The sequence below is a fragment of the Roseibium aggregatum genome (assembly GCF_017309185.1).
Classification (GTDB): domain Bacteria; phylum Pseudomonadota; class Alphaproteobacteria; order Rhizobiales; family Stappiaceae; genus Roseibium; species Roseibium aggregatum_B.
The window spans coordinates 172,941-196,364 of sequence record NZ_JAEKJZ010000001.1; the positions used below are offsets into that span (position 1 = coordinate 172,941).

Below are 23,424 nucleotides of genomic sequence, written 5' to 3' on the forward strand. Positions count from 1 at the left end.
TCTGCCTGAAAAACCATCGCGATCACGCGCGCCCATGGTCCTTCGAGTGAGCCACGATCCGTGTCCTCACGCAAAATGGTAGACGACATCTGGTGTCTGTCGGGATTTCAGAAGGCCGGATTTCTGCCGGAATTTTACTAAACTCGACGAAGAGTAAGTTTTGATTCAGTATTGTTAACGCAAGTTAACCAAATTCTTCCATAGTTGGTTAACCATGTTTTGACCAATTACCCGTCATCCTACGTGAGAACAGCGCAACTGCGCGCGGGATTATTGGGTTTTGGTCATGAAATTCGCACGGATCTTTGTACTGGCAATCGCGGTCGCTGCGGGATTTATCGCATTTCGCATGGTGATGATGTCCGGTGGAAACCAATCCGAACCGGTCGTTGTCCAGGCGCCTCCAAAAACGCAGGCAGAGTCAGAGGTCCTCGTCGCCGCGAAAGACATCGCCTTGGGATCGAAACTCACGGAAGACGATTTTTCCTGGGGTGAGTGGCCTGAAAGCTCCATTCCGAAGGGGTCGGTCACGAAAGAAAGCGATCCCACGGCGAAGGAAAAATACAGCGGCCGGATCGCCCGGGCGCCGATCTTTGCCGGTGAACCGATTCGACCGGAACGTCTCATCAGCACCGACAAGGGCTTCATGGCCGCCATTCTTCCCAAGGGAAAACGCGCCATCGCGGTGAGCGTGGAGGCGGAAACCACGGCGGGTGGTTTCATTCTTCCCGGTGACAAGGTCGATCTCATCCTGACCCGGAAGGTGAAGGGCAAGGGCAACGAGGAGGATGTCGTTGTCAGTGAGACCATCCTGGAAAACGTCCGGGTGCTGGCCATCGACACGACAACGGCCGGCGAGAAGGACCAGAAAACGCTTTCTCCGAAACGGACAGCGACCCTGGAGCTGACGCTGCCGCAATCCGAGGTGGTCGCTCTGGCTCAGCAGGTCGGCACGATCGCGCTCGCGCTGCGCAGCGCGCAGGATTCCGCCGACGACGCCGACAGCGACACGGGACGGCGGCGCGGCGTGAGTTACGTGAAATACGGGGTGACCAGCCAGGTAGGTGTGAAATGACACCGATGAGAACAAGAAAGTCGAGCGCGAGGGGCGTGATGAAAACCTATCTCCGGAAACTGGTCGCTGCGGCCGTGATCGCGGGCGCGTTCTTTCCGGCAGTGCCGACGGTGGCGCAGGCCGAAGGAAACTTTCCGAATCAGATCCACATTGCGGCAGGCGAACGTGCCAACGGCCGTCTCCTGAATGTCGGAATTGGACGCTCGGTTGTCATCAATCTCGCCGAAGACGCCGCCGACGTTCTGGTGTCGAACCCGGAAATCGCCGATGCGGTCCTCAGAACGCCGCGCCGGATCTTCGTCCTCGGCAACGCGGCCGGTCAGTCCCGCCTCGTGCTTTTCGGACGCAGCGGCCGCGAACTGGCGAGTTTCGACCTGCGGGTCGAGAAGGACACGTCCGACCTGACCCGGATCATCCGCAGGCTGATCCCCGGATCGCGGATCACGGCGGAATCGATGAACGGCAGCGTGGTCTTGAGCGGAAGTGCCAAGAGCACCATAGAAGCACAGCAGGCTGCGGACATCGCCGCGAAATTCCAGGGCGCCAACGCCGCATCCGAAGTCGTCAATCTGATCGCCGTCGAAGGCAAGGACCAGGTGCACCTGAAGGTAACCGTTGCCGAGGTCGAGCGGGAGATCGTCAAGCAGCTCGGCGTTCAATTCGCCGGTCAATTCGGGATTGGCAACTTCGTTCCCTATGTGTCGAGCACACCGAGCTTTCTCGTCAACCCGTCCATTCTGAACCAGTCTCTGGGCGGAGTTGAATTCGCAAGCGGCGCGTCGAGCCTTGCCGTTGAACTGGAAGCCCTGCAGCGCGACGGTGTGATCCGGACCTTGGCCGAGCCGACCCTGACGGCGATTTCCGGGGAGAACGCAAGCTTCCTCGCCGGCGGTGAATTTCCGATCCCGATCGCCCAGGACGACAATGAAGTTACCGTCGAATTCAAGAAATTCGGTGTCGGGCTCGATTTCACGCCCATCGTTCTGTCGGGCGGGCGGATCAGTCTGAGGGTCAAAACCGAGGTCAGCGAACTCAGCAGCGATGGCGCGATCTCCGTGACCGGAGGGATCACCATCTCCGCCCTGAAGGTCAGGCGAGCGGAATCGACCGTTGAATTGCCCTCCGGCGGAACGCTGGTCATGGCGGGCCTGCTGAAGGAATCCTACAAGCAGTCCATCGAAGGCGTGCCCGGTCTCATGCAGATCCCGATCCTCGGCGCGTTGTTCAAGAGCCGGGACTTTCTGCGGGAGCAGACGGAACTGGTGGTGTTTGTGACACCCTACGTCGTCAAGCCGGTGGCCGCGTCCAAGATGGTGCGCCCGGACAAGAACCTGATCCCGCCATCTGACGCCGAAACGGTGTTCCTGAACCGCCTGAACAAGATCTTCAGCCCCGGCGGCGAGGCGGTCGAAGGCGAATACCACGGCCAAGTCGGATATATCTACAAGTGAGGACGGACGGATGAACAGGAAAAACACGATCCCGGTCTCGGCCGCTTCCAAATTCGCCCTGGTGGTCCTTGCAGGCATGGCGGCCGCCGGTTGCCAGGGTCCGCAGTCCCAGAGCCAGGCGCTGGCGTCCAACGATTACCGGCTGCGCCATCCCATCGTGATCACCGAACAGCCCGAGACGCTCGACCTGCCGATCGGACGCGGTACACGACGGCTTTACGGACCGATCGAGGACACGATTACCGCCTTCGCGGCTGAGTCCCGCCAACAGGGTGACGGGTCGGTGGAGATCCTCGTTCCCTCCGGCGGCGCCAACGAATCGGCGGTTCATGCCGTGACCCCCGACATCCGCAGGGCCTTGCAGCGAGGCGGCCTGAACCGGTCGAGGATCAGTACACGGACCTATGCCGTTCAGGATCCAAACGCGGATGCGCCGATACGGCTTTCCTACGCCCGCTTGAAGGCGACGGCGGGAGAGTGCGGGAACTGGCCGAAAAACATCGGCGGCGGCATCGGCGAGAATACGGACTACGAGAACTTTGGATGCGCGACCCAGTCGAACCTGGCCGCGATGGTCGCCAATCCGTCCGATCTGCTGGTCCCGAGAGCCTCGACACCCGCCGATCAGGGCCGTCGCGCTGTGGTGATCGAGAAGTACAGAAAAGGCGAAGTGACCTCAGGCAACTACACCGAAGGTGTCGGTGCTGAGGTCGCAGAGGAGTAGGTTGAACAATGAGCGCTAATCCTGACTTGCAGAACATGTCCGGTTATCTCGATCCTGTGTCCGAAGCGCCTGACCATGAGTTTCAGGGCGCCGGGGAGACGGCGAGTGTTAAGCCGATCCCGCGTATCACGGTTCACGGGTTTTGCGTTTCGGAGGAAACGATGCGCATCGCCGAAGTCGCGATGGAAGACCGGCGGATGGCGAAGGCCCATCTGAAACTGGACCTGGGAGGCATCCCCGCCGCGATCGAGGCTTTCGCCCAGGCCCCGACGCCGAACCTCATCATTCTGGAAGCCGATGAACCGCGCGATACGCTGCTCGCCAGCCTCGACCGGCTCGCGGAATATTGCGATGCCGGAACCAAGGTCATCGTCATCGGCAACGTCAACGACGTGACGCTTTACCGGGAACTGATCGCGCGCGGTGTGAGCGAATACCTCATTGCGCCCGTGAACGTGTTTCAGTTGATCGGGGCGATCGGCGAACTTTATGCCGATCCGGAATCGGAGCCCCTGGGGCGGACGATCGCCTTCTGCGGCGTGAAAGGGGGCTGCGGTTCCTCGACCATCGCGCATAACGGCGCCTGGGCGCTGGCACGCAGCCTTCAGGCGGAAGTCGTCGTCGCCGATCTGGACCTTCCCTTCGGGACAGCGGGTCTGGATTACAATCAGGATCCGTTGCAGGGCGTTTACGAGGCCGTTTCCTCGCCGGAGCGGCTGGACGAGACCTATCTGGACCGCATCCTTTCCAAATGCAACGAGCATCTGAGCCTGCTGGCCGCACCCGCGACGCTGGAGCGGACCTACGATCAGGGCGAAAAGGCTTACGAGCAGCTTCTGGAAACGATGCGCTCAAGCATTCCGCATATCGTTCTCGATATCCCGCACAGCTGGAACGGATGGGTCAGGAACACGCTGCTGAATGCCGACGAAATCGTTCTCGTTGCCGAGCCGGACCTGGCCAATCTGCGCAACGCCAAGAACATGATCGATCTGTTGAAGCAGATCAGGCCGAATGACCGGCCTCCGCACCTGATCATGAACAAGGTGAACGTGCCGAAGCGGCCGGAAATCAAGCCGGAAGAGTTTGCCAAGGCGCTCGGCCTGATGGTGCAGGCTTCCATTCCGTTTGAACCGCAGCTCTTCGGAACGGCGGCGAACAACGGGCAGATGATCGGCGAGCTTGACGGCAAAAACGCCGTTTCGCGGATGTTTGACGATCTGGCGCACTCGGTGTCCGGCAAGATCCAGCCCAGCACGGCGTCGCGTGCGGGGCTTGGCGGCTTGTTCTCGAAATTCAAGCGCAAGGCCGGCTGAACGGCACTGTACGGAGCAGATAGTTCGTTATGTTTGGAAGACGCGGCAGTTCATCGTCTGGTGCACAGACCATCCATCCGGGCAGCGTTCCCGGCGTAGAGGATCGGCCTGAGCAGGTGGAGAAGCCTGCCATGCCCGCCGAACCGGCTCCGGCTCCGGCTCCCAAACAGGCGGAACCCCAAAAACCTGTTGAGGCGCCCGCGCCTCCGCCCCCGGCCGAACAGCCGGCGACCGCCCAACCCCGGAAAAAAACGGGCGAATATTACGAAACCAAGGCACAGATCTTCAACGCTCTGGTCGAGGCGATCGATCTGTCGCAGCTTGCGCGCCTCGACGCCGAAGACGCCCGGGACGAGATCCGCGACGTCGTCAATGACATCATCGCGCTCAAGAACGTCATCATGTCGATTTCCGAGCAGGAAGACCTGCTTGAGGACATCTGTAACGACGTTCTGGGCTACGGCCCCCTGGAGCCGCTTCTGGCGCGCGACGACATCGCCGACATCATGGTGAACGGCGCGCACACCGTCTATATCGAAACGCAGGGCAAGGTTGAGCAGACAGGCGTCGCCTTCCGCGACAACGCCCAGCTCATGAACATCTGTCAGAGGATCGTCAGCCAGGTGGGCCGGCGCGTCGACGATGCAAGCCCGATCTGTGACGCGCGTCTGCCCGACGGTTCTCGTGTGAACGTGATCGCACCGCCGCTCGCCATCGACGGCCCGGCCCTGACGATTCGTAAGTTCAAACGGGACAAGCTGACCCTGGATCAGCTCGTGAAATTCGGCTCGATCACGCCGGAGGGCGCGACAATCCTGCAGATCATCGGGCGCTCGCGCTGTAACGTGCTGATCTCCGGCGGTACCGGTTCCGGTAAAACGACGCTGCTGAACTGTCTGACCGCCTACATCGAAGGCACCGAACGCATCATCACCTGCGAAGACTCCGCCGAGCTTCAGCTCCAGCAGCCTCACGTGGTCCGGCTGGAAACGCGCCCTCCCAACCTTGAGGGCGAGGGCGAGATCACCATGCGCGACCTCGTCAAGAACTGTCTGCGTATGCGTCCTGAACGCATCATCGTGGGCGAGGTGCGCGGACCCGAGGCCTTTGACCTTCTTCAGGCGATGAACACGGGTCACGACGGCTCCATGGGCACCCTGCACGCCAACTCCCCGCGCGAGGCGCTTTCGAGGCTTGAATCGATGATCACGATGGGCGGGTTCTCGCTTCCCTCGCGCACCTTGAGGGAGATGATCGTGTCCTCAATCGATGTCGTCGTTCAGGCCGCGCGTCTGCGCGACGGCTCGCGCCGGATCACCCACGTCACCGAGGTCATGGGGATGGAGGGCGACATCATCACCACCCAGGACGTCTTCCTCTACGACATTGTCGGCGAGGACCCCAACGGCCGGATCATCGGGCGGCACCGGTCCACCGGCATCGGCAGACCGAAATTCTGGGAGCGCGCGCGATACTTCGGCGAAGAAGGCCGTCTGGCGCAGGCGCTCGATGCCGCCGACGTACCGGAATACACTGCGGAGTGAAGCGTGAATGTCGGGATTTGAAGACCTACTCACCCCTGAAGTAACCGGGATCGCGGTGGCGGTTTTGGTGATGCTGGCCGTTGGCGGGATCATCTACAGTCTCTTCCAGCCTGCGCTGTCGGGAACGAAACGCCGCGACCAGCGCGTGCAGGCCGTGGCCGCCCGTCCGCAAAGCGAGACGCAGCGCAAGCAGCTCAGGGACACGGACCGGCGCAAGAAAAACATCCAGGAACAGCTCAAGGAATTCGAGGAACGCCAAAGGGCCAAGCAGGACAAACAGCAGAAGGTCTCGCTGAAAACCCGCATGGAACAGGCGGGCCTGGCCTGGGAAATGTCCCATTTCATCATGTTCAGCGCCGTCAGTGGCGTGGTCTTCCTGATCCTGGGGTTCATTGCCAGCAGCAACTTCCTGGTCATCGGCGGGTTCGGCTTCGCCGGTGCGTTCGGCTTTCCGCGCTGGTATGTCTCGTTCAAGCGCAAGCGCCGTTTCAATGCGTTTCTCGACGAATTGCCCAATGGCGTCGACATCATCGTCCGCGGCGTGAAGGCCGGCCTGCCGCTGGCCGATTGCATCAAGGTGGTCGCCCGGGAGGCACGCGAACCCGTCGCGACGGAGTTCCGCAAGATCACCGAAACCCAGATCATGGGCGTTACGTTGTCCGAAGCCGTCTCAAAGCTGCCCGATCGGGTTCCCGTCGCCGAAGCCAATTTCTTCGCCATCGTGGTCGCGATCCAGCAAAAGGCCGGTGGCGGACTGGCCGAAGCGCTTTCCAACCTGTCCAAGGTTCTGCGCGGACGCAAGGCCATGAAGGGCAAGATCAAGGCCTTGAGCGCGGAAGCGAAATCCTCCGCCGGCATCATCGGTGCGCTGCCTTTCGTGGTCGGCGGGATCATGTTCGTGGTCGCCCCTGACTATATTTCCCTGCTGTGGACGACAAGCACAGGGCATCTGATCATGGGCGGCTGCCTGTTCTGGATGTTCATCGGCATCATGATCATGCGCTCCATGATCAATTTCGACTTCTAGGGAACCGGCATGAATTTCGAAGAACTCGCATCCCAGCAGTTTCTCGCGGCGTTTCTCGCGATGATCGCGGTATCGGGGACGATCTACTCTCTGGTGATGCCGCTCCTGAACCGGGACAGCTTGAAATCGCGCATGAAATCCGTGGCCCTGGAGCGCGACAAGATGCGCGCCAGAGAGCGGGCGCGTCTCCAGACGAACCAGCAGGACGCCAGGGCTTCCTTGCGCAATCAGCCCAAGGCGCAGATGAAGAATTTCGTCGACCGGTTCAATCTCAAGGAGATGCTGTCCGACGAAAGCACCACCGAACAGCTCCGCCTGGCGGGTTACCGCGGATCCGCGCCGCTTTATTATTACCTGACGGCGCGAATCGTTCTTCCGATCATCCTCTTCGTGGTCACCACGTTCTATGCGCTGGTGATGATGCAGAGCTCCCTGCCGACATTCTCCAGATTGCTGTTTTGCATCGCGATCGCGGGCGTCGGGGTCTTTTTGCCGAACCTGTTCCTGAAGAACAAGATCGAAAAGCGCAAGCTGGCCATCCAGAGGGCCTGGCCGGACGCGCTCGACCTGATGCTGATCTGCGTGGAATCGGGCATGTCCATCGAAGGCGCCTTTCAGAAAGTCGCCGAGGAAATCGGTATCCAGTGCGTCGACCTCGCGGAAGAACTGTCCCTGACGACCGCCGAGCTGTCGTACCTGAGCGAACGCCGTTCGGCTTTCGAGAACCTGGCCAAGCGAACGGGCGTCGAAGGGGTGAAGAACGTGATGATGGCTCTCATTCAGGCGGAGCGTTACGGCACGCCCGTCGGCCATGCGCTCAGAACGATGTCGGACGACACCCGCGAAGCACGCATGCTCATGGCGGAGCAGAAGGCTGCGTCCCTGCCGCCGAAACTGACTGTTCCGATGATCATTTTCTTCCTGCCGGTTCTCTTCTTCATCGTCCTGGCGCCCGCCGTCATGCAGGTGATGGCGCTGGACGCGTTCTAGGTTTCGACTTGGCGGGAAAGAAGGAGCGGCAGGGGCATAGGGTCCGTACCCTAGCACCGCTGAGCAAACGATGGCCTTCCGCCCGGACAGCCCACATTGACGTGGACCGTTCGGGTCGAATGTCTTGGTCCGCTTTGACCGAAGGTTCTCCGGGAAACCATTTTGTCGTGAAGAGGGGGAGGCGGCCATCCGTTTGACGCCCCGGTGAGCCCTCAAGCCAATGACCAGGATCCGGCAAACGAATTCCCATGATCGGTATCTTGGTGGTCCCGTCCGCACGAGGGACCGGGTTCCTGTCAGGGGCGATCGGTTGAAAAGCAGGGCAGGAATTCCTTCCCGGCGCATGGCCGGGATGGCACTTCGGAAGAACTACGTCGTCAGCCCTGGCGCTTTTTCATCATCGCCTGAAGATAGGCGATATTGGCCTTGGCCTGGCGTGGGTCGAGTTCGGCCTGAGCCACCTGGATGGCTTCGTCGTACTTGCCCTGGATGCCGAGGACGAGCGCCAGATTCTGGCGGACGCGGCTGTCGGCACCGGGCAGGGTGGCGGCGCGGCGCAGGGTATATTCAGCATCCGGCAGGTCATTGGTCAGAAGATAGGACAGGCCCAGATTGTTCAGGAGCGTCGGATCGTCCGGCGCGATCTTGAGGGCCTGCTTGTAGAGAGCTCTGGCCTGTTCGTGCTTGCCGGTCTGGTCGAATATCGCGGCCTGCGCGGACATCAGCCTCCAGTCCGGTGTCTCGGGTTGCTGCGCGCGCTGCAGGACGTTGAGCGCCTCGTCGAAGCGACCGTTCATCGCCAGCACCTTGCCATAGGCGGACGCGATTTCCCGGTCTTTCGGGTGGGAGATCACGCCGGCGCGCAGCACGGCCAGAGCCTGGCTCATTTGACCGTTCTGGCTGAGGGCGCTGGAATAGCCGAGGATGGCGGCACGGTTCTGCCGGTCTTTCTGATAGGCCGACGCCCACTTCGAGGTTGCCGCGAGCGCTTGCGCGGACCCGGGAGCGGTGTAGTGGCCCGACGCCGGCGAATGGGTGCCGGTGTTCGATTTCGTCGATGCGCAGCCTGTTACCAGAACGAGCGCGGTCATCGCCATCAAGGTGGAGGCGAGGCGGGCGCGGGTGGATCGGGAACCGGTTCTGGGCGCTTGCATTGTCAACATCCTTGTTGTCCGCAGCTTTCTTCGTTCTGTAAGAGGAATAAATAATTAACCCTAATGGATGGTTAAGCGGCGTTGCGATTTGCGACTGGAGGGCCGTTTCGCCGCCAAACAGGCCTCAAACGTGACATCAGACGGGTTCCCATTAATTGCGGTTGGTATTAGGTGTGGCTCACCACCTAAAGAACCAGCGGAGACCTTCCCGTGCGCGCAAGCATCGTCCGAAAAAGCGACATTTCCGATTCGACTCCCATTTTCGCCGTTACCGAAGCCACGCTTCCGGACGTGCTTGCGGGGCTTGGCGGGTCGGCAGGCAATTGGTGTGCGGTCCATGGGTTTACGGGCAAACCCTCGACGCACCAGCTTGTGCCGGGCTTGAGCGGCGAACGGGCGGCGGTTCTTTTCGGCATTGAAGAAAACGGCTTGGCGCATCCCTTCGCGCTCGGTCTGCTCGCCAGGGTTTTGCCGGCGGGCGACTACCATCTGGCCGAAGGGTTTTCCGATCCGGACCAGGCGGCGCTCGGCTTCGCCTTGTCCACCTACAGCTTTGATCGCTATGCCGCCAAAAACACGAAAATCTGCCGCCTGGCAGTCGGGGAGGATGTGGATCTGGAGCGGCTCGGCATCGTTCTCGACGGCGTCCGGCTTGCAAGGGACCTCATCAATACCCCCGCCAACGACATGGGGCCGGAGGAACTCGCCGCCGCGGTCCAAAGCCTGTTCGAGGCATCGGGCGGAAGCGGCCGCATCGTTGCAGGTGAGGACCTGCTTGAGGAAAATTTCCCGATGGTTCATGCGGTGGGCCGCGCCAGCCTGCGCGCGCCGCGGCTGGCGGATTTTTCCTGGGGTAGCGAGACGGATCCCAGGGTTACGCTGGTCGGCAAGGGGGTCGCCTTCGATACCGGCGGTCTGAACCTCAAGCCCGGCTCGTCCATGTCGCTGATGAAAAAGGACATGGGAGGAGCCGCCAACGTTCTCGGTCTGGCCTCCATGATCATTGCCGCGAAACTGCCTGTGCGGCTCAGGGTGATCGTTCCCTGCGTCGAGAATGCCGTTTCAGGCAACGCCTTCCGGCCGGGCGACGTCCTGTCCAGCCGCAAGGGGTTGACCGTCGAGATCGGCAACACGGATGCGGAAGGGCGTCTCGTCCTCGCCGACGCGCTGGCGCTGGCGGACGAGGAGAGCCCGGAGTTGCTGGTGGATATGGCGACCCTGACCGGTGCGGCCCGGGTCGCGCTCGGACCCGACCTGCCGCCCTTCTTCACCACAAGCGAGAAGCTCGGACAGGAAATCGCCGATGCGGCGAAGGATATCGCCGACCCGCTCTGGCGCCTGCCGCTGTGGCAGCCTTACATGTCCTACCTCGACAGCAAGATCGCGGATATCAATCACATCAATACGACCGGAGCGGGCTTCGCCGGCTCCATCACCGCAGCCCTTTTCCTGTCGCGTTTTGTCGACAAGACCGAAAACTGGGTTCATTTCGATATCTACGGCTGGTCGGCTTCCGACAAGCCCGGAAAACCCATGGGAGGCGAGGCGCAGGGCATTCGCTCCCTGTTTGAACTGATCTCGGACCGCTACGCCACCGTTTAATAACGGTTCCGAAACGTTATTGTGATTCGATGGCCTGAGAGAAAGGCGGGATACCGGGATCCATGGCTGTCGAACTGCGCGCTTCGCAGGCGTTGAAACTGCTGCATGAAGTGAACCTGGCGCTGGTGCGGGACAGCGAGCAGGATCTCTCCGCGCGCCAGCTCACGATCCTGCTGACTGTCTACCTGGAGCCTCCGCCCCATACCGTGCGCGGACTCGCGGCGAAGCTGAACGTGACCAAGCCGGCGATTACCCGCGCCCTCGACACGCTCGGCGGCCTGCGCCTTTTGTCGCGCAAGCGCGACGAGGGCGACAAACGCAATGTGATCGTCACGCGCACGGTCGAAGGCGCGCTCTACCTGGAGCAGCTTGGAGATCTGGTCGCCGAAAAGGCCGCCGAACTGCCGCGCTGATTTCAGGCGCGGTTTCTGCTATGGGACTCTCATGACCGAGACCTTTGACCGCCGCCGCCATCCGGTTCGCCCCGATCTAGCCGCGCTCGACTACGAGGGCCGGGCGGAGTCCACCCGTTTCGTAGAGGGCGAAGTGCTGCAGGTGACCGCCGATCGGCTTGCGATCCGCCCCGAACCGCGTTCCGACCGCTCGATCGATACGGAAGCCCTGCGCGGCGAATGGGTCACCGTTTACGAACAGACACCCGAAGGCTGGGCCTGGGGACAGCTCGACACGGACGGCTACGTCGGCTGGTTGTCTTCCGATGGTCTCGGGCCGGTGACGGCGGCGACCCATCGGGTCCGTGCCTTGCGCACCTTCCGCTATCCGGGCGCGGATCTGAAGGTGCCGCCGCTCGGCCTTCTGTCAATGGGCTCAAAGGTCACGGTGACAGGTCAAACCGAAACGCGGGGGCTGACCTATGCCGTGCTTGCCGACGGTTCGGCGGTCGTTGCCAAACACCTCGTTACGGTCGACGCCAGGGAGGAGGATTGGGTCTCGGCCGCGGAGGAGTTTCTCGGCACGCCCTATCTCTGGGGGGGGCGCACAAGTCTCGGGCTGGATTGTTCGGCGCTCGTCCAGCTCGCCGCCCAGGCCGGCGGGGTCGATCTGCCGCGCGACAGCGATATGCTGGAAGCCGAAGCGGGCACGGAAATTCCGCACGACGATCCGTCCGCGCTGACGCGCGGCGACCTTCTGTTCTGGAAAGGCCACGTGGGGATCGTCGCCGGCCCGAACCGTCTGCTCCACGCCAACGGTCACACCATGACGGTTGCCTTCGAACCGCTGGGCAAGGCCATCGAGCGGATCGCGGCGACGGAATGGGGCGCGATAACAAAGGCACGGCGTCTCCACCGCGGCTGATTTCACAAGGCCGGAACTCTCAGGACTTCGGCGCCAGTGCGAGCTGGGGCTCCGGCCGTGGGCTGTCTTTGATCTCACCCGCCGCGTCACCCAGTTCCAGATCCTCGATCTTGCGGCTGCGCTTGCTGATCTTGTCGGAGGAAATCAGGATCTGGTCGATGTCCTTGTTCGCCTGGGCAAAGTGGGACTGCAGCTTGCCGACCCGGTCGTTGAGACGCGCGACATCGGCGGTCAGATGGCCCACTTCCGCCTGGATCAGGTGCGCCTGCTCGCGCATTTTCGCGTCCCGAAGCACCGACTGGATCACCTGGATGGAGAGCATCAGAAGGGACGGGGAAACGATCACCACCCGTGTCCGGTGCGCCTTTTGCACCAGATCCTCGAAGTTCTCGTTGAGTTCGGCGAACACGCTTTCCGAGGGCACGAAGAAGAAGGCCGTGTCCTGGGTCTCGCCCGGGAGCAGGTACTTCTCGCCGATGTCCTGAATATGCTTGGTGAAGTCCTTGCGGAACTGGGCCTGGGCGTATTTGAGCTGGTCCTCGCTCTCCGCCTCGCGCAAGCGGTTGAAGGCTTCGAGCGGAAACTTGGCATCGATGGCAAGCGATGGTGCGCCATTGGGCATATGGATCAGGCAATCCGGGCGACTGTTGTTGGACAGGGTTGCCTGAAAGGAATAGGTGCTCGGCGCCATCTGGTCCTGAATGATCGCTTCCATCCGGCCCTGACCGAAGGCGCCACGCGTCTGCTTGTTGGAGAGGATCGCCTGAAGCTGACCGACCTGACCGGAGAGGTCGGTGATGGTGCGTTGAGCCCGGTCGATCACGGCCAAGCGCTCGTGCAGATGCCTGAGGCCTTCCTGGGTCTGCTTGCTGGTATCGGCCATGGAGAGACCGAGCTTGTGGCCCATCCCGTCCAGACGCTCGTTGACCACCCGCATCATGTCCGACTGTCGCGACCCGAAGACCTCGGCCATGGTCTGCATGCGCCCGGTCATTTCCCCTTGAGACTTCAGAAGCTGCGAGAGATGGCTTTCCAGTTCGTGGATTCGTTCCGTCGCCGCCGTGTCGGCATCGGCGCGCTGGCGCATCTGACGCACGGTTTTCAAAACCAGCCAGAAAATCAGCGCCAGCAGAAGCAGACCGCACGCAAGGGCGGCCTCCAGGACGGTGACCGGCCGTCCGCTCAACTCGAAAAGGACTTCATTCATGAAACAAACATAGAACGATTCGGAGCGCCGGCACATCTTTCCGTTGCCGCGAAATCGGTAAAACGCGGGGGGAAGCGGCGTTTTCCGCGTTGACCGGTGTGAGGCGAAAGCCTATGTCAGACGCATGACGAAACGCACCATTATCACCATTCCCGACCCGGTTCTGCGCGAGGTCTGCGCACCGGTCGAAGCGATCGACGACGAGACCCGCGCATTGGCGGACGACATGCTGGAAACCATGTACGACGCGCCCGGGATCGGTCTCGCCGCCAGCCAGATCGGCATCCTGAAACGGCTCTTTGTTCTGGACGTCGCCAAGGAGGACGCGCCGAAGGAGCCGATGGTCTTCATCAATCCGAAGATCGTCTGGTCGAGCGAGGAAACCAACGTCTACCAGGAAGGCTGCCTGTCGATCCCGGAGTATTACGAGGACGTCGAACGCCCGGCCGAGGTGACGGTGCAGTTTCAGAACCGCGAAGGCGCGGACCAGGAGATCAAGGCGGACGGCTTGCTGGCAACCTGCATCCAGCATGAACTCGATCACCTCAACGGCAAGCTGTTCATCGATTATCTGTCGAAACTGAAACGCGACAGGGTGGTCAAGAAGTTCACCAAGCAGGCGAAACTGGCCGGAAAGCTTTGAGCCTGGGCAAGGGACGCTGGGGGCACCGATGGATCAGGCACTCTTCCTGAAGATTTTCGCCGCGCTGTTTGCGATCATGAACCCGATCGCCAATCTGCCGGTTTTCCTGTCATTAACCGCCGACAAGGGCGCGGGCTTCGAGCGCAAGGTCGCTTTCACGCTTCTGATCAGCCTCTCCGTGGGGGCCGCAATCGTCGGACTGACCGGCGACATGATCCTGAAGGTCTTCGGGATCAGCCTCGATGCCTTCCGCCTTGCGGGGGGCTTTCTCATCCTGCTGATCGCCCTGAACCTCATTTCCGGTGAAAAAAGCAAGGCCCATCACGGAACGCCGGAAGAACAGGAACAGCATGCGGCACAGGAGAACCCGGCGATCTACCCGCTGACGATCCCGATCCTGCTGGGGCCCGGGTCCATTTCGACCATGATCATCTTCCGGGGTCAGGTGACGGGTCTTTCCCAGGAAATCGCTTACATCGCAGGGATCGCGGCTTCGATCGCCGTCCTGATCGCGACGTTTTTCTCGGCGCCGTTCCTGTCGCGCTTCCTCGGGCAGACCGCGACCAGCGTCATGAGCCGTCTGATGGGGATGATCCTGGCGGCCATCGCGATGGAAATGATGGTCGACAGTCTCAAAGTCCTGTTGCCGGGTCTCGCGAAATAAGGGACAACCCGGCCAATGAAACGGAAATCCTGAAGGAAACTCATGTCGCTTCGCGTGGTATTCATGGGCACCCCCGATTTCTCGGTGCCGACCCTGATGGAAATCGTCGGTCAGGGTCATGACGTTGTTGCCGTCTACTCCCAGCCGCCACGCCCTGCGGGCCGGGGCATGGACCTGAAGAAGTCGCCCGTCCATGAGGCGGCGGAATCTTTCGGCATCCCGGTGTTCACGCCAGACAGCCTGAAAGGCACGGAAGAGCAGGAGACCTTCGCTTCGCTCGACGCCGATGTGGCGGTGGTGGTCGCCTATGGTCTCATCCTTCCCAAGGCTGTTCTCGACGCGCCGCAATTCGGTTGCCTCAACCTGCATGCCTCGCTGCTGCCGCGCTGGCGCGGCGCCGCGCCGATCAACCGCGCTGTCATGGCGGGCGACAAGGAGACTGCGGTTCAGGTCATGCGCATGGAAGAGGGCCTGGATACCGGTCCGGTCTGCATGTCGGAGACGGTGGCCATCGATGAGAACGTGACCGCCGGAGAATTGCATGACCGGTTGTCGGGCCTCGGCGGGGATCTCATGGTGCGAGCGCTGGCCGCCCTGTCCCGCGGAGCGCTCGGCGAGCAGGTTCAGGCGGAAGACGGCGTCACCTACGCGGACAAGCTCTCCAAGCAGGAAACCCGCATCGACTGGTCGAAACCGGCGGCGGACGTGCACAACCATATTCGCGGCCTGTCCCCCTTTCCCGGCGCCTGGTGCGAAATGACCCTTGGCGGCAAGCCGGAGCGGGTCAAGGTCCTGCGCAGTTCTCTCGGCGAAGGAGAGGGAGCCGCTGGTACGGTCTTGGCCGGCGCTGAGGTGCCGGTGGTTGCCTGCGGCTCGGGCGCGGTCCGTCTGGACCAGGTGCAGCGGGCCGGCAAGAAGCCGATGAGCGGCGCGGACTTTCTGCGCGGTGCGTCTCTTTCTGCCGGCGCGGTTCTGGATTAGTCTGATGGGGATGGAGCAATCGATGACCGATCTGGCCGACAGCCTGAACCTGACGATCCGCGATGTCACCCCGCAGGATGAAGTCGCGATCCGCGATCTGATCGTCGCCGCCTTTCCCTCCGACATGGAATCGCGTCTGGTCTACAAGCTGCGCCATTGCGGCGCGATGGTGCTGGAACAGGTCGCCGTCGACGAAAACGGCGAGATTGCCGGTCATGTGGCCTACAGCCGGGTGACGCCCGCCGCGATCGGTCACGGTCAGGGCATGCAGATAGCCTGCCTGGCCCCGGTGTCGGTCTGGCCTGACAAGCAGCGCAGGGGCATCGGATCCGCGCTGATCCGGACCTCGCTGAAAAGACTGACGGAAATCGGCGAGGACCTGGTCCTCGTGCTGGGGCCGCCTTCCTACTTTCCGCGCTTCGGCTTCGATCCGGCGCTCGCGCGCAAGGTCCGTGGCCCTTATGCGGGCGCTGCCTTCATGGCGCTTGCGCTGACGGCGGACGGAACCCGCGATCTGCCGATCGAAGTGGCGTTTGCAACTCCCTTTGAAGAATTCGAGTAATGCCCCGCTACAAGCTGACGGTGGAATATGACGGCCGGCCGTTTTGCGGCTGGCAGCGTCAGGCCAACGGTCCGTCGGTGCAGGCGGTCATCGAGCGCGCCATAAAGGCATTTACCGGCGAGGAGGTGACCATCGGCGGTGCGGGGCGCACCGATACGGGCGTTCATGCGACGGGACAGGTCTGTCACGCGGATCTTTCCAGGCCCTGGCCGGTCAGGACGATCTTGGGGGCGATGAACTTCCATTGCCAGCCGGACCCGGTCGCCATCCTGGACTGCGAAGAGATGCACGAAGGCTTCGACGCACGCTTTTCCGCGATCCGCCGCTCCTACCGTTACCGCATCCAGAACCGGGTGCCGCCGCTCACTCACCAGCTCGGCCTTGCCTGGCACGTGAAGCCGGATCTCGACGCGGACGCCATGCACGAAGCGGCCCAGGAGTTCGTCGGCCACCACGATTTTACAACGTTCCGCCATTCCCGCTGCCAGGCGAAGAGCCCGGAAAAGACGCTGGAAGAGTTCCGGGTCTTCCGGGAAGGCGAATTCGTCATCGCCGAATGCTCCTCGCGCTCCTTCCTGCACAACCAGGTCCGCTCCATGGTCGGCACGCTGCGGCTGGTCGGCGAAGGCAAGTGGGGGCCCGGCGACATCACAAGAGCCCTGCAGGCCCGCGACCGCAAGGCCTGCGGCCCCGTTGCACCGGCGGACGGGCTTTACCTCACACGTGTCGACTATCGTCCGGCGGAGATGGACATCGAACTCCTGAAGGACTGGCAGGCGCGCAAGGCGGTCATGCAGACGGCGGACGACGGCGAGGGGTAACCGCCGCTGACGTCATGCCCCTTACTCCCCCACGCAAGGGGATAGGGGTGGGAGGATCTGCGCGGAACCGGCTTTGGCGAGAAGCCCTGTCTGTCACTCCTCAGGCAATTCCACGCATTTCTTGTAAAGATGCCAGGTCGTGTGGCCGAGCACCGGCAGCACGACGATCAGGCCGAGAAAGGCCGGAATCATTGCCACGATCAGGAGCGCGGTGACAACGAAGGCCCAGCCGATCATGGGGATGGGCGAGACCGCGACGGCGCGCACGCTGGTGATCATCGCGGTGATGAAGTCCCGGTCGTCCTCCAGCAGCAGCGGAAAGGAGACCACGGTCAGCGAGAACAGGATCAGGGACAGGATCGCGCCGACCACGTGGCCGACGGCCAGGAACATCAGGCCCTCCGGCGTGGTGATCACCTGGGTCAGGAACTCCGAAAAGGACGCGAAGGACTTGAACCCGAGAAACAGCGCCAGGAGCAGGCGGACCTGATACATCCACATGATCTGGATGAACAGCACGACGAAGGCCATCCAGGAAAGCTCCTTGCCTTTTTGCGCCCACATGGTGCCAAGCACCGCCGACCAGGACAATTCCTCGCCGTTCTGGAGCCTCCGGCTGACTTCGTAAAGGCCGACGGCGGCGAACGGGCCGATCAGCACGAACCCGGCGGCCGCCGGATAGGACAGGTAGCTCATGTTGAGCGCCGCTGCGCTCAGGACCACGAACAGGCCTCCGGCCGCGAACAGTGCGCCGATGGCAAGTCCATAGGCGGGGGCTTTCAGGAAGTCCGAAAGTCCCGAGGCGAACGCGTCTATGACGTCGTTGACGTCGATCGCCTTGACCCGCGGCATGGGCCGCAGGCCCGCACTGGCCATAGCCTCTGCCTTCGCGCCCGTTCCGGCATCTGCCGGATGTGCGACGCCCTTCGGCGCCGATACATTCTCACTCATCTGACAGCTTCCTCCCAAAAGCTCTCCCGGATCCCGACGGAACCAGGCCCGTCCGCCTCCACGGACAGGTAAATTTAGCCATGGAATGGCCAAGAGCTCAATGGGGGAGAAAAGTTTATGCGTGTACCGGAGAATTTCGCGCCCCGGATGCCACGGAATTGGCGGCTCCCCTGTTGTCGTCCCGGTTTTTCCAGGCAAAGACCGGGACCCGGTGTTCACCGCGTGAGGAATTCGCAAAACAAAACGCAATCGTGAGATTTCTGAGCCTGCTGACAAACCTCATACCGTCACTCCGGTCAGCATGCCGCGTAGCGGCATCGCGTGAGCCGGAGACCCGCAATCAACACGAGCGACAGCGTGCATAAATTCTCATATCTATTTGTTCGTATTAGCGTATTGAGCGCCTTCTGCGCAGAATATGTCTGGGTTCCGGATCTGCGCGCAGCTCGCGTTACCCTTGTCAGGGATGACAATCCGAGGGAGTGTCTATTTCGGCACAATCATCAGATTACCGGGTCCCTGCCTTCGCTGGGACGACAAGGGAAAACCAATCCCAGCAATGGTGCGTCAGAGCGGGCTGCGCCCGGATCAGCCTACTGCGCCGCCGTCTTGGTCTCGCTCGCGGCTGCGGCCGCAGCGGCGGCTGCGGTGACCGTCTCCTTCTGCTTGTCGTCCAGATCGACATTGTCGGGGAGCTGAACCCGGACTTCCTTGCGGGCGAACTGGATATCGTTTTCCTCGAACGCTTTCTGGACGCGTTTGTAGATTTCCTTGCGCACGCCGAACTGCTTGCCGGGCTTGGTTGTGAATTTGCCCCGCACGACGATGCCGACGTCGTCCACATCGGCGACACCCTGGCCCTTGAACGGCGCCAGGATATCGTCCTTGAACTCCTCCATCTCGCCGATTTCCTGGCCGATCTTCTTGAACAGCTTGCGGACCTTCTCCACGTCGGTGTCGAAAGGCACGGTGAACCGCAGCTTCATGATCACCCAGTCGCGCGAAAGGTTGGTAAGCTTGGGGATCTCGCCGTAAGGCACGATATGGACCGCGCCGCGCGTACCGCGCAGCTGCATGGAGCGGATCGAGATTTTCTCGATGGTGCCCTGGGTGCCTTCGGTATCGACAAACTCACCCAGCCTGAAGGCATCGTCCATCAGGAAGAAGACGCCCGAGACCACGTCGCGAACCAGGGTCTGGGCTCCGAAGCCGACGGCGAGGCCGACAACACCGGCACCGGCGAGAAGCGGTGTGATGTTGACCCCGAGCTGGCTGAGGGCCAGCAGCCCCGTGAGCGTGATGATGGAGATCTGCAAGATCACCCGGAGCAATGGCAGAATCGTCGCCATGCGCGATTTTCCCGCGCCGCCCATTTCCGCCTCGTCGTCCTGATTTTCCACGGGAGGCGAATCCTTGGCAAGCACATGGGCGACCCAGAGATTGACAATTTCCCAGGCCAGGTAGCCGCTGGCGAGGATCAGCAGGAAAATGACGCTGTTGCGAGCAATCTCTGACCCGTCGTCCGCTCCGAGGGCCAGGAGATTGAGGCCGTAGATGCGGCCGACCATCAGGATCAGGAAGGCAAGCAGGGCGATCCGGGCGATCCGCACGTAGCTGCTGCGGGTCTGCTGATGGGCGGCTTCGGCGACAGGACCGTCGCCCTGCATCGGGGGCACGATATGCGCCACGATGCCCCGCACCGCCGTGTCGAGGAAGGGGGCGAAGATGACCAGCGATATCACCGCCAGAGAGCGCCCTGCCGACATGGCGTCGCTGCCGAGCAATTCGGCGAATTGCACCAGAAACCAGTTGAAAACGATGAACGCCATCGAAAAATAGGGCCAGAATTGCGCCATGCGTTCCAGGCCTGAGGTGGGGTCTTCCTCGTCTCCCAGAATGATCCGGGTCAACCCGTCCCGCGTTTTCCAGATCACGGCCACGATCCAGGCGTTGGCCAGCAGGCCGGCGAAGAACCGGAAACTTTCCGCCGTCTCCGTGCTGGCGCCTTTCAAGACGTCGAACATGACGAAGGCGACGCCGATGACCGCGAACAGGATCGTGAAGTTGCGGTAAAGCGATTTGGCGGTGGCGTCGTCGGCCGTGACAAGACGCAATTCGCGGCGATGGGGCGCGAGCGCGAAGCGCAAAATGGCCGCTACGACACGGGGCAGCAGAACCACCCAGAAAACCATGATCAGGGCGAAGCGCCGGGTCTCGGGATCGAAAAGAGGCAGGCGACCGATGAACAGCGCCACGATCGTGAAGACCACCAGGCCGCCAAGGTCGAGGCCGGCCCTCAGGCTGACCAGCTTGACTGTTTCATAGAGGGTTTCCGGCTGTTCGTTCCGAATCGTCCGGCGCCTTGCGCCAGCACCGCGATTGATCAGGAACTCGGCGGCGAAACCGGCGGCGAGGATCAGGGCGGTCGCTGCGATCAGCAGGTGAAACGGTCCGGCGATCTTGCCGGCGACCAGGTCGCCGAGACCGGCAAAGGCCGCCACAACGACAGCCGGCAGGTTTTGAACGTGGTTCGCGATCGCCGCGCCCAGACCGTCCACGGTCTTCTCGATTTTCTCCAGCAGGCTTGGCGCCGGCGCTGCTGCCTTGGCAGGTTCGGCAGCCGTTCCGGCGTTCTTCTGAAGCAGGATCATCAGATCGGTGAGGGCCTTGACCTGCTCGGGGCTCAGGCTGGAAGCCAGCTTCTCCATCTCCGCCTGTTGCAACGGTGCGGGCAGACCGGAGGAAGCGTCCTGCGCTGCTGCCGGTGAGCCGGCAAGGATCGAAAGGGTGAGAAGGAAAGAGGCGAAGCAGGCGGAGATTTTCGTCTTCCAGGCACCGGTCATAACGAGCCCTTTCGGGGAAATTGGATTTCGTTACGTGAGATAACCGCCTTTGCGTACAAAATTCCTTAAAAAAATGCCAGCGTTCAAAGCGGAAAAGGGGCTTTGTCCCTCAACGGTCCACCCCTGACCCGCAATTGCCGAAGCCGGATACGACGACAGAGCTTGATCCGCACCGTTTATGCGTCTACCTCCTTGCAGGACTGTATTTGAGAGCGGGAGCGAATGAGTACATCCCAACCAAGCGCGAATATCTCCCCCGGTCCGTTCTGGGCCCTGGTGAGTCCGATCGGACGCATCGGCCGGGAGCCTTACTGGCTTTGCTTCGGGCTGATCTGGATCGTTATCGGCATTGCCATCAGGCTATGGTGGATTTCGAGCGCCGAAGTTCTGACGCCGGAAACCGTGACGCCATCCGCGTTCGTGGAGTCGAATCCGTTGTTTCCGATACTGTTCTTCGTTCTGCAGTGGTTCGAACTGGCCATTGTGATCAAGCGTTTGCAGGATATCGGGCAGACCGGCTTTTTCGCGTTGCTGATTTTCGTTCCCGTCCTGAACATCCTCATGGTTCTTTTCCTGGGCTTTGTCCCGAGTCAGGCGGAACCGAACCGGCATGGCCCGCTGCCCAACAGCTACTGGCGCAAACGCTGAACGGACCTTTTTGACGAACCATCTGTCACGCTTGAAGAGTAACGACACCATGCCTTCATCCGCCGTCACCATCGCGCAGGATCTGATCCGGTGCCCGTCCGTTACGCCTGCCGAAGGCGGGGCGCTGACCACGCTTGAAAGTCTTCTCGCCGGAGCGGGATTCTCTGTTTCGCGGGTGACGTTTCAGGATGACGACACGCCGGACGTCGAGAACCTGTTCGCGAGTATCGGTTCCGGCCGGCCGCATTTCGTGTTCGCGGGGCATACGGACGTTGTTCCGGCCGGTGCGGAGGGCGACTGGAGCCACGGGCCGTTCGACAGCGTGATTTCAGATGGCATACTTTATGGCCGCGGGGCCGTCGACATGAAGGGAGGGATTGCTTCCTTCGCCGCGGCGGCTCTGGATTTTGTCGAGCGGTTCGGGACCGGGTTCGGTGGAACGATTTCCTTCCTGATCACCGGCGACGAAGAAGGGCCGGCCGTGAACGGCACGGTGAAACTGCTTCAATGGGCCAGGGAGCAGGGCCATGTCTTCGACGCCTGCATCGTCGGCGAACCGACCAACCCGGAAGTGCTTGGCGACGCCATCAAGGTTGGCCGCCGCGGGTCGCTCTCCGGCACCGTCACCGTGACCGGCGTTCAGGGCCATGTGGCTTATCCGCATCTGGCGGACAATCCGGTTCCGGGTCTGCTCAAATTGCTCGATGCCCTTGATGCGCTCAAGCTCGATGACGGCAACGAGCGCTTCCAGCCGTCCAATCTCGAGATCGTCAACCTGGACGTCGGCAATGCGGCCTTCAATGTCATCCCGGCGCGTGCCGAGGGCCGTTTCAACATCCGCTATAACGACGAGTGGAGTCTGGAAAGCCTGAAGGCCAAAATCTCGGAAACGCTTGCGGGCGTCGCTCTCGGCAGCCTGGACTACCGCCTCGACTTCAAACGCGACGCGAGCGAATCCTTCCTCACCCGCGACGACACGCTGATTACCGCCTTGAGCGAAGCCGTCAGGGTGGAGACCGGCCGGACACCGGAACTGTCGACCGGTGGCGGGACGTCGGATGCACGGTTTATTAAGAACTACTGCCCTGTTGTTGAATTCGGCCTTGTGGGTCAGACGATGCACAAGGTGGACGAACGCGTCGCGGTTGAGGATCTTGACCGGCTGGCGGCAATCTATAAACGATTCCTCACCGGTTATTTCAGGTTGGATGAAGGAGCAGCGTCGGCTTGATCAGTTTGGGCGAAATTCGCGCGGGACTGGACGGGTCCTGGCTGTTGCTGCGCAACCGTCCCGAGGGCATGGCCTTTTTCGACCAGTCCATTCAGGGGTTCTGGCGTTCCTTCTTTGTCATAGTCCTGCTGCTTCCGGCATTCCTGGTGAGCGCGCTCGCCGAAAAGCAGTTCTATTTCTCCGAGAACATGTTTCATCCCGACTCTTTTCCGAACGGCGCCTATTGGACGGCCCAATTTGTCGGTCTGGGGCTGGACTGGATCGCTTTTCCGATCCTGCTCGCGCTGCTTGCGAAGCCGATCGGGATATCGCACCGTTACGTCTCCTTCATCGTGGCCAGAAACTGGACAAGCCTGCTGGCCTCGATCCCCTACCTGATCATTTATCTGGCGTTCCTGCTTGGGATCATCTCGCCGGGGATTTCCGTCCTGCTGTCCTTTTCGTGCCTGTTGGCGATCCTCTGGTATCGGTTCCTGGTGGCTCGGATCGCCCTTCAGGCGACCATAAGCCTGGCCATCGGTGTCGTGGTTCTCGACATCGTGCTGACCCTGGTCATCGCTCAACTCGCGGGTCATCTCTGGGGCGTGTGAATTTCTGCCTGCTGCGAAAAGCGAAATTTTTAAGAAGGTCGTTTTCTCTTTCGTGTCCCCCGGCTCTTCGCTGTCGCTTGGCC

General features: G+C 61.6%; 22 protein-coding genes. 18 read left to right on the plus strand and 4 right to left on the minus strand.

The features are described from left to right. Positions 1-286 precede the first annotated feature (286 nt). From cpaB to JF539_RS00870, 7 genes are read left to right on the plus strand one after another with little or no spacing between them, the layout of a single operon-like run. Entirely contained in the window at positions 287-1,075 is a 789-nt protein-coding gene (cpaB, locus tag JF539_RS00840) for a Flp pilus assembly protein CpaB (RefSeq protein WP_207138177.1), read from the plus strand. Positions 1,076-1,113: 38 nt separating this feature from the next. Continuing rightward, positions 1,114-2,526: a type II and III secretion system protein family protein gene (locus JF539_RS00845; protein ID WP_209016946.1), complete on the plus strand. Its 1,413-nt coding sequence runs from the start codon at positions 1,114-1,116 to the stop codon at positions 2,524-2,526. A 10-nt stretch (positions 2,527-2,536) separates the two neighbouring features. Beyond that, a complete protein-coding gene (locus tag JF539_RS00850; protein ID WP_207138181.1) occupies positions 2,537-3,250 on the plus strand; it encodes a CpaD family pilus assembly protein in 714 nt (237 codons plus the stop codon). Positions 3,251-3,258: 8 nt separating this feature from the next. Next, complete coding sequence (locus tag JF539_RS00855) at positions 3,259-4,566, plus strand: AAA family ATPase (RefSeq protein WP_207138183.1); 1,308 nt, start codon at positions 3,259-3,261, stop codon at positions 4,564-4,566. A 29-nt stretch (positions 4,567-4,595) separates the two neighbouring features. Next, on the plus strand, positions 4,596-6,110 hold the full coding sequence (locus JF539_RS00860) for a CpaF family protein (protein WP_419247657.1): 1,515 nt from the start codon (positions 4,596-4,598) through the stop codon (positions 6,108-6,110). A gap of 7 nt (positions 6,111-6,117) precedes the next feature. After that, positions 6,118-7,137 carry a type II secretion system F family protein gene (locus JF539_RS00865; RefSeq protein ID WP_207138193.1) on the plus strand — a complete coding sequence of 340 codons (1,020 nt, stop codon included), beginning with the start codon at positions 6,118-6,120 and terminating at the stop codon, positions 7,135-7,137. Positions 7,138-7,146: 9 nt separating this feature from the next. Next, positions 7,147-8,127, plus strand: a complete 981-nt coding sequence (locus JF539_RS00870; protein ID WP_207138195.1) for a type II secretion system F family protein — start codon at positions 7,147-7,149, stop codon at positions 8,125-8,127. 377 nt (positions 8,128-8,504) lie between these two features. Here the strand turns inward: JF539_RS00870 and JF539_RS00875 are convergent, their stop codons facing one another. After that, positions 8,505-9,281, minus strand: a complete 777-nt coding sequence (locus JF539_RS00875; RefSeq protein ID WP_207138197.1) for a tetratricopeptide repeat protein — start codon at positions 9,279-9,281, stop codon at positions 8,505-8,507. 210 nt (positions 9,282-9,491) lie between these two features. Here JF539_RS00875 and JF539_RS00880 point away from each other — a divergent pair, with 210 nt between their 5' ends. The 3 genes from JF539_RS00880 (at position 9,492) to JF539_RS00890 (ending at position 12,200) form a co-directional block, all read left to right on the plus strand. After that, on the plus strand, positions 9,492-10,883 hold the full coding sequence (locus JF539_RS00880; protein WP_207138199.1) for a leucyl aminopeptidase family protein: 1,392 nt from the start codon (positions 9,492-9,494) through the stop codon (positions 10,881-10,883). 62 nt (positions 10,884-10,945) lie between these two features. Beyond that, positions 10,946-11,296: a MarR family transcriptional regulator gene (locus JF539_RS00885; RefSeq protein WP_207138208.1), complete on the plus strand. Its 351-nt coding sequence runs from the start codon at positions 10,946-10,948 to the stop codon at positions 11,294-11,296. Positions 11,297-11,327: 31 nt separating this feature from the next. Continuing rightward, positions 11,328-12,200, plus strand: a complete 873-nt coding sequence (locus JF539_RS00890) for a C40 family peptidase (RefSeq protein WP_207138210.1) — start codon at positions 11,328-11,330, stop codon at positions 12,198-12,200. Positions 12,201-12,219: 19 nt separating this feature from the next. On the opposite strand, the gene JF539_RS00895 is transcribed toward JF539_RS00890, so the two are convergent. Then, positions 12,220-13,407: a DNA recombination protein RmuC gene (locus JF539_RS00895; protein WP_207138212.1), complete on the minus strand. Its 1,188-nt coding sequence runs from the start codon at positions 13,405-13,407 to the stop codon at positions 12,220-12,222. Positions 13,408-13,531: 124 nt separating this feature from the next. On the opposite strand from JF539_RS00895, the gene def reads away from it, so the two are divergent. The 5 genes from def to truA are packed head-to-tail and all read left to right on the plus strand — an operon-like array spanning position 13,532 to position 17,078. Continuing rightward, a complete protein-coding gene (gene def / locus JF539_RS00900) occupies positions 13,532-14,050 on the plus strand; it encodes a peptide deformylase (protein ID WP_207138214.1) in 519 nt (172 codons plus the stop codon). Positions 14,051-14,078: 28 nt separating this feature from the next. Next, positions 14,079-14,714 carry a MarC family protein gene (locus tag JF539_RS00905; RefSeq protein WP_207138221.1) on the plus strand — a complete coding sequence of 212 codons (636 nt, stop codon included), beginning with the start codon at positions 14,079-14,081 and terminating at the stop codon, positions 14,712-14,714. A 42-nt stretch (positions 14,715-14,756) separates the two neighbouring features. Next, positions 14,757-15,695 (plus strand): methionyl-tRNA formyltransferase, encoded by a 939-nt coding sequence (gene fmt, locus JF539_RS00910; protein WP_207138224.1) that lies wholly within the window; start codon positions 14,757-14,759, stop codon positions 15,693-15,695. A gap of 22 nt (positions 15,696-15,717) precedes the next feature. After that, the gene (locus JF539_RS00915; protein ID WP_207138225.1) at positions 15,718-16,257 is read left to right on the plus strand and encodes a GNAT family N-acetyltransferase; all 540 of its coding nucleotides are present in this window, start codon (positions 15,718-15,720) and stop codon (positions 16,255-16,257) included. Further along, a complete protein-coding gene (truA, locus tag JF539_RS00920) occupies positions 16,257-17,078 on the plus strand; it encodes a tRNA pseudouridine(38-40) synthase TruA (protein WP_207138227.1) in 822 nt (273 codons plus the stop codon). Before JF539_RS00915 ends, truA begins: the two co-directional genes overlap by 1 nt. A 93-nt stretch (positions 17,079-17,171) precedes the next feature. Here truA and JF539_RS00925 read toward each other — a convergent pair whose 3' ends face one another. Both JF539_RS00925 and JF539_RS00930 read right to left on the minus strand, forming a co-directional pair. Then, the gene (locus tag JF539_RS00925; protein WP_207140747.1) at positions 17,172-17,954 is read right to left on the minus strand and encodes a DUF2189 domain-containing protein; all 783 of its coding nucleotides are present in this window, start codon (positions 17,952-17,954) and stop codon (positions 17,172-17,174) included. Between the two features lie 668 nt (positions 17,955-18,622). Next, on the minus strand, positions 18,623-20,872 hold the full coding sequence (locus tag JF539_RS00930; RefSeq protein WP_207138237.1) for a mechanosensitive ion channel family protein: 2,250 nt from the start codon (positions 20,870-20,872) through the stop codon (positions 18,623-18,625). A 222-nt stretch (positions 20,873-21,094) separates the two neighbouring features. Here JF539_RS00930 and JF539_RS00935 point away from each other — a divergent pair, with 222 nt between their 5' ends. From JF539_RS00935 to JF539_RS00945, 3 genes are read left to right on the plus strand one after another with little or no spacing between them, the layout of a single operon-like run. Continuing rightward, a complete protein-coding gene (locus JF539_RS00935) occupies positions 21,095-21,520 on the plus strand; it encodes a DUF805 domain-containing protein (RefSeq protein ID WP_207138238.1) in 426 nt (141 codons plus the stop codon). Between the two features lie 49 nt (positions 21,521-21,569). Beyond that, positions 21,570-22,751, plus strand: a complete 1,182-nt coding sequence (gene dapE / locus JF539_RS00940) for a succinyl-diaminopimelate desuccinylase (RefSeq protein WP_207138247.1) — start codon at positions 21,570-21,572, stop codon at positions 22,749-22,751. Next, complete coding sequence (locus JF539_RS00945; RefSeq protein WP_207138249.1) at positions 22,748-23,341, plus strand: hypothetical protein; 594 nt, start codon at positions 22,748-22,750, stop codon at positions 23,339-23,341. The genes dapE and JF539_RS00945 overlap by 4 nt, the downstream gene beginning before the upstream one ends. Positions 23,342-23,424 lie beyond the last annotated feature (83 nt).